The organism is Mesorhizobium sp. M0048 (assembly GCF_040323405.1).
Classification (GTDB): domain Bacteria; phylum Pseudomonadota; class Alphaproteobacteria; order Rhizobiales; family Rhizobiaceae; genus Mesorhizobium.
Genome location: NZ_JAMYUV010000098.1, coordinates 1 through 6,129 on the forward strand (window position 1 = coordinate 1; position 6,129 = coordinate 6,129).

Sequence of the window (6,129 nt, forward strand, 5' to 3'; positions counted from 1 at the left end):
CGGTGATCGCAACGTCACCACCGTGCCATGGCCGCTCGCCCCTCAGAGCAAGCCCCGTTCTCTCTCCAAAACTTTTTGCAGAACCTTCAGCACACTATCGCTGCGGGCGCCGTAGCAATTATAGCGGCCGAGCTTGCCGCTGTAGGACACAAGCAGTTTGGGCCCGCAATGACCATAGCGCAGGAGCCCGGGCAGCAGCTCTCCACCGCGCACTGCTCCCCTTACCTTCGCACTTCCTTGGCCATTAGCATTGTTGGAGATTACGCGCAGGTACCGCTCGAACTCGTCCCAGGTGATGTAGGCCTCGTGATGATCCTTAATTAGGACATCCCATTCGGCCATTGGGCGGTGCACACCTCGCCGCATGCGCTTGCGGCCATTCTCGACGCTTACCCCAACGGTCTTCTCGAAGTCCGCCACTTTGCGATCGCATTGCGTGCGGAGGATGCCCGGCATGAGCTACCGGCCACCGATGCTCTGGGGCGTGGCCTGTTCACCCGCAGGAGTCCTCATATCTATACCCAGGACGACATCCTCCGCTTGATAACCGCCGCCGCATCTGTGTCGCCGGCGGGGACGATCCGGTCCTTAACCTACGCCATCTCGTTCGGGTTGCTCGCCGCGACCGGCATGGCCCCAGCAATCATCACGGCGCTGCAAGCCAATCCCGGCGGCCTGCGGCGACTGGGCGGCGGCGAAGGCGGCCTACCGCTTCCTTGACAACCCGCGTGTGACCGAACATCGCGTTCTGGCCGGCTATTTCGCCGCCACCGCGGCGCGCATTGCGGCGAGCGAAGGTCCGATCCTTATCCTGCAGGACACGACCGAATTTATCTACAGCCGCGCGCAGTCGGGCAAAATCGGCTTCACCAAGACCATTAACGCCGGGCGCTACAAGGCCGGGCAGCCCAACGTGCTGACTTTGTGCGGGGTGCTGATGCATTCGAGCCTGGCCGTCACCCTCACCGGCACACCCCTCGGTCTGACGGCGGTGAAGTTCTGGACACGAACGAAATTCAAGGGAAGGCTCGCGCTCAAGCGGCACATCAATCCCACGCGCGTGCCGATCGAGACGAAGGAGAGCTACCGCTGGCTGGAGAACCTGCGCCAGTCCATCGCGCTCGTTGGCGCAGCCGAGCGCTGCGTGCATGTTGGCGACCGAGAGAGCGACATCTACAGCTCTATTGCACCGCGCAGGACCTTAGTACCAGCTTCCTCGTGCGGGTGCAGACGAACAGGCTGGCCGAGCGGCCTGCCGATGCTGCCCCACACGGTCCTGCTCATCGCGTCTTCGCCCAACTTGCGGCGGCGCCTTGGGCGGGACGTCATCGCATTACGGTCGATCAGGACGAGACGACCTGCCTGCAGGTGAAGTTCGCCGCCATCAAAACCTTGGCGCCCGTGGGCAAGCAGAAGCGCTACAGTCCGCAGCTTCTGACTTACATCCACGCCGTCGAAGAGGATCCGCCGCCCGGCCGCGAGCCGATCGACTGGAAGCTGGTGACCAACTTGCCGGTCGGCGATCTCTCCGCGGCGGTTGAGAAGCTCGGCTGGTATGCCCTGCGCTGGAAGGCGGAGGTCTTCCACAGGGCTATGAAGTCCGGCTGCCGTGCGGAGGAGGCAAGGCTCGAAACCGCCGAGAGGCTGGCGAAGTTCCTCGCCCTCATCCCGGTGGTCAGCTGGCGCATGTTCTTCATCACTATGTCGGGGCGCGTGCCAAGCCAGACGCCGCGCCCGAAAGCGTTCTCACCTTCGCCGAAATCACTGCGCTCGACCAGATCGACGCGTGCCGAACGCGACCACGCGTCCAACGGCCCACGCTCGCCGCCTACCTGCTGCAAATCGCCATGCTTGGCGGCTACCTCGCCCGCAAACATGACCCGCCTCCTGGCAACATGGTCGTCTGGCGCGGCATGACCCGCTTGCACGACATCGGGTCATGCCATACCACTGGAGCTTCTCGATGACGTCGTCGTGGGAATGCACCGGCAGATTGGTGATCAGCCTCCGGTCATCCTTTGTCGATGCTTTGTTTTCCTCACGTACAGCACCGTGAGGTCGAGCGCGGGATAGCGCTTCTGCTTGCCGATCGAACCATCAGGACATGGATGCGGAGATATTTGATCTCGACCGCGACGGTCTAAGCCTTGCCGTTGGGGTCGCGAACCTCATCCTAATGCAGCCCGCTGATCTCTCTTCCTGTTCATCTCGGCGGCGATCGTGTGCTCGCCATCACCCGCCAAGCGATCGACGCAAGTCCTCACCCGGAAGTACCGAGTTCATTGGCAATACAGCAAAGCTCGTAGATGTCGCTCTCGCGATCGCCGACGTGGATGCATCGCGCGGGATCGCCGAGCAGCGATCGACTGGCGCATGTTCGGAAGCTCTCCTTCTCCTCAATAGGCACCCGCGTCGGATTGATCTCCTTTTGAGCGCGGCGGTTCCCTTTGAACTTCGTCCGCGTCCAAAACTTTAGGTGGGAAGGCCCAGAGGCATGCCGTCCAGCGTGACGGCGAGGCTCCCCTCACAAACGTTGGTCATTTCCGGACCTGTCCCGATCGTCGGAGTGGTGTCGCGGATTCCTTTTGGTTCAAACCGCACCTCTTTATGCGATAACCGTTTCAGCAGGTGGCCCCTTTTGGTACGAAACCTCTACCTCAGGTGTCATAGTGTTCGATGGACAATTTGCAGCTGCCAACGCTACTTCTCAGGTTATTTAGAATATATAGATTGGCTGCCAAGGAAGCAGATCTTGAACTTGCCGTTCCGAACCAGAGTACCGCTTGGAGACGTTATTTGGCCACGAATTTTGTAGCAAACCCAGGAATGTTTCAGGACGCGTTTTTTAGCCGAGATGGTTCTGAGCCCGTTCCGCTGATGATCAAAGCGGAAGGGATTTGGATGTTCGATGAGCATGGGAAGGCCTACATCGACGGGTCGTCGGGCCCTATCGCTTGCAATATCGGACATGCTAATGGGTGCGTTGCCCATGCGATGTATCAGCAGGCAATGACACTTGATTATGCTTATCCACGCGTTGCGCGTCACACCACCAACGCCGCGTTAACAGGGCGGCTTTGTAGCCTAGCGGGTGCCCCATTCGAACGGGTCGGTCTCGCGTCAGGCGGAAGCGAGGCAATGGATCTTGCGCTGAAGTTCCTGCGGCAATACGCGGTTGCAAAAGGCCTCTCGACCAAGCGCATTTTGATTTCTAACATGCCTTCCTATCATGGCGCCTCCATCGGCACGCTCGCGATTTCGGGCGATGAATCCTTAGCGCCTTTTCTATCTGGCTTCGCAGTTGCAGGCACGAAAGTGCCGGCTCCAATGACCTATCGAGGAGAACCGGGACTCTCGCCTGAAGAAATCGCTGAGCAAAGCGTAGCGGCACTTGAGAATGCTATCGTAAATCTAGGCCCAGAAAACGTCCTAGCGTACGTGGTTGAACCAGTAGGCGGTGTGGCAACGGGCTGCCTCGTGCCACCACCTGTTTATTTTCAAGGCATCCGTGAGTTGTGCGACCGATACGGCGTGTTTCTCGTCTTTGATGAGATTCTATGCGGCGCCGGCCGAACTGGTAAGTTTCTCGCGTTACACCATTTGAGCGGCTGCATTCCGGACGTCGTAGTCATGGCAAAGGGAATTGCCGCAGGTTACAGTCCTTTGGGTGCGGTGCTTCTCCCTGCGGAACCCGTTGATGAATTGGCAAAGCTCACCGGGTTTAATTTTTCACACACCTATGGCGCAAACCCTATTTCGTGCGCCGCCGCGCTCGCGGTCTTGGACGAATATGAAAATCACGATTTAATCGCCAACGCCGCGCAAATTGGCCAGCACCTTGGACGAATATTGCGGCAGCTCATGAACACCTCACCCATTGTTGGCGATGTGCGCGGAATAGGGCTACTATATGCGGTTGAATTGGTACAAGATAAGGACTCGAAAACTCAATTTCACTACGATTTTAACGTGACCGAAGTCGCTCGGACCGAGGCACTGAAGGAAGGTCTCATAATCTATTCGAGGCGTACGTCCGGAGGAAAATATGGAGACTGGTTCATCGTCGCACCGCCATTGACCGTCACCCGAGCCGACTGTGACCAGATCGGGCAGCGATTGAAGCGTATGCTAGAGGGTGTCCGACATAGATTTGAAGCTGGACGGGCAGCCGGTTTTCCTAGGAGGTCGTCACTTGAACCGAACAGCTAGATGCTTCGATGCTTCGATGATCCGATGATCCCACGGCATTGCTGATGGGCAGGTCGTATCCCTTCCCTAGGCGGCTCATGAATCTTTACTGGCAAAAGCGTCGATCCAAAATGGATTTGTCATCCACTCGTTCATATGCGCCAAGCGTCGCAATTGGGGCGCGGCTTCGCGACGATATCATGAGTCGTCGTCACGCAAAGTCAGAAAGTCGAGCAGGCGCACCTATGGCCTCTTGGCGCGCGTTGAGCGAATCCGCAACCGTTACTGCTCGATGAGAGCGTCAAGTCCTCACCGGTCATGTACTAGTCTAGGGCTTACTTCATGCCATTTCTGCGGAGTTGCCGATGAAGAACGCGTTTATTGCCCATTTGTCGGCGGAACTTGCTGGGTTGAAGTCTGCTGGGCTCTACAAGTCCGAACGCGTCATCACATCAATGCAGTCGTCCGAGATCACACTTGGGGATGGCAAGGTCCTGAATTTCTGCGCCAACAACTATCTCGGTCTGGCCGACAATCAAGATCTGCGGGACGCGGCCAAAGCTGCGCTCGACCGCTATGGATACGGCATGGCGTCGGTGCGCTTCATCTGCGGGACTCAGGAAGAGCACAAGCAACTTGAGGCGCGTATCTCCTCGTTCCTCAACATGGAAGATACGGTCCTCTATTCATCCTGTTTCGACGCCAATGGCGGTCTGTTCGAGACACTGCTCGGCGGAGAAGACGCCATCATTTCCGATGCGCTGAACCACGCCTCCATCATCGACGGCGTACGGCTCTCTAAGGCAAAGTGTTTCCGCTATTCCAACAATGACATGGAAGCGCTGGAGGAGGAGCTGGAGAAGGCTGAAGGCAGCCGCTTCAAGCTGATCGCGACCGATGGCGTGTTTTCAATGGACGGCATCATCGCCAATCTTGCCGGCGTCTGTGATCTGGCCGAGAAACATGGTGCGATGGTCATGGTCGACGACAGCCATGCGGCCGGCTTCGTCGGCAGGCATGGGCGCGGCTCGGCGGAGCATTGCGACGTCGAGGGCCGCATCGACATCATCACTGGCACGCTCGGCAAGGCGCTTGGAGGCGCGTCGGGCGGCTACACGTCAGGCAAGCGCGAGGTCATCGATTGGCTTCGCCAGCGCTCGCGACCGTATCTCTTCTCCAATACGTTGATGCCGGCCATTGCAGGGGCGTCGCTGAAGGTTTTCGACCTGATTGAACAAGGCGATGCGCTGCGCAAGAAGCTCTACGCCAATGCGGACCGCTTCCGCTCGAAGATGTCGAAGGCGGGCTTCACGCTGGCGGGCGCGGACCATCCGATCATCCCTGTGATACTGGGCGACGCCAGCCTCGCACAGCAGATGGCCGAGAAGATGCTCCAGCGCGGCATCTATGTGATCGGCTTCTCCTTCCCCGTAGTGCCGAAGGGTCATGCCCGCATCCGCGCGCAGATGTCTGCCGGACACTCGAATGAGGATATCGACCGTGCCGTGGAGGCCTTCAATGAGGTGGGCCGGGAATTGGGAGTCATCTGACCCCCCAACATGAGTGGAGCGCCTGATGCCTGCGAAGAAGTCAGGGTGGCCCTCGACGTTAGGTCCGGGTCGATATGTGCAACCGGGATGTGGACCATCTCGTCCCGTTTCAAAACCGATGCATTTTGGCGCAACCTTGGCCATCCTGTGCCACATATTGTGAGAGCGATATCTCGTCGACACTAACTTGCGTGGCGGTATCTCACCAGACCATGGGTTTGGGGTCGTCTGCACCGTTTCCGTTGATCCGCACTTGCAGCTGGATGGGCGCGGAACGGTGCTGAAAGTCCGTTGTGCAAAGATTGATCGCCAACGCCACTTGTGGGAGAGAAGAATGATAGATCTGCTCAGCGATACCGTAACCCTCCCCACACAGGAGATGCGGCAGGCG

Annotated in this window: 7 protein-coding genes; 4 read left to right on the forward strand and 3 right to left on the reverse strand. The window is 58.5% G+C overall.

What is annotated here, in order from left to right:
* Nucleotides 1–42: 42 nt before the first annotated feature.
* Nucleotides 43–342: a hypothetical protein gene (locus tag NKJ84_RS32625; protein ID WP_352509937.1), complete on the reverse strand. Its 300-nt coding sequence runs from the start codon at nt 340–342 to the stop codon at nt 43–45.
* Nucleotides 343–348: 6 nt separating this feature from the next.
* Here NKJ84_RS32625 and NKJ84_RS32630 point away from each other — a divergent pair, with 6 nt between their 5' ends.
* Nucleotides 349–720 (forward strand): hypothetical protein, encoded by a 372-nt coding sequence (locus NKJ84_RS32630; protein ID WP_352509938.1) that lies wholly within the window; start codon nt 349–351, stop codon nt 718–720.
* Nucleotides 665–1,372: a transposase DNA-binding-containing protein gene (locus tag NKJ84_RS32635; protein ID WP_352509944.1), complete on the forward strand. Its 708-nt coding sequence runs from the start codon at nt 665–667 to the stop codon at nt 1,370–1,372. The genes NKJ84_RS32630 and NKJ84_RS32635 overlap by 56 nt, the downstream gene beginning before the upstream one ends.
* Nucleotides 1,373–1,439: 67 nt before the next feature.
* On the opposite strand, the gene NKJ84_RS32640 is transcribed toward NKJ84_RS32635, so the two are convergent.
* Entirely contained in the window at nt 1,440–1,877 is a 438-nt protein-coding gene (locus NKJ84_RS32640; RefSeq protein WP_352509940.1) for a hypothetical protein, read from the reverse strand.
* A gap of 799 nt (nt 1,878–2,676) precedes the next feature.
* On the opposite strand from NKJ84_RS32640, the gene NKJ84_RS32645 reads away from it, so the two are divergent.
* Together NKJ84_RS32645 and NKJ84_RS32650 are read left to right on the forward strand one after the other, a co-directional pair.
* Entirely contained in the window at nt 2,677–4,209 is a 1,533-nt protein-coding gene (locus tag NKJ84_RS32645) for an aminotransferase family protein (RefSeq protein ID WP_352509941.1), read from the forward strand.
* A 344-nt stretch (nt 4,210–4,553) separates the two neighbouring features.
* Nucleotides 4,554–5,738, forward strand: a complete 1,185-nt coding sequence (locus NKJ84_RS32650; RefSeq protein WP_352509942.1) for a glycine C-acetyltransferase — start codon at nt 4,554–4,556, stop codon at nt 5,736–5,738.
* Nucleotides 5,739–5,940: 202 nt separating this feature from the next.
* Here NKJ84_RS32650 and NKJ84_RS32655 read toward each other — a convergent pair.
* Nucleotides 5,941–6,129 (reverse strand): hypothetical protein (locus tag NKJ84_RS32655; protein WP_352509943.1); only part of this gene is annotated, 189 nt, incomplete at its 5' end.